General features: G+C 40.9%; 1 protein-coding gene. It reads left to right on the top strand.

Annotated elements, in window-relative coordinates; genetic code table 11:
• A partial coding sequence (locus CWB62_RS18545) for a transposase (protein ID WP_138556300.1) occupies nucleotides 1–357 on the top strand: 357 nt, incomplete at both ends.

Below are 357 nucleotides of genomic sequence, written 5' to 3'. Positions count from 1 at the left end.
AGAAACATGGGAAGTTAGAGCGGTTACATACCAAATTGATGGGAAAGATAAAACCATTTTTACATCGTTGCCGAGAGAGAAATTTAGTGCTGTGGATGTCGCCAATTTATATCATGAGCGATGGGAAATAGAGCTGGGTTATCGGGATATAAAGTCATCAATGCAAAATAATGCAATTACCTTGAGGAGCAAGAAGGTTGAGCTTGTGTATCAAGAGTTATGGGGGCTTATGTTAGGTTACAACTTAGTTAGAAGAGAGGCGAGTTTGGCAGCGGTGTCACACAACAGAGCACCGAACGAAATAAGCTTCAAATATGCGTGCCAGTTTATAGCGAGCCAACTTAAAGTGATGTCTAA

Source organism: Pseudoalteromonas sp. S408, from assembly GCF_005886645.1.
GTDB lineage: Bacteria > Pseudomonadota > Gammaproteobacteria > Enterobacterales > Alteromonadaceae > Pseudoalteromonas.
Note: the sequence above shows the minus strand (reverse complement) of the source record. Positions and strands in the feature narration are given on the sequence as shown.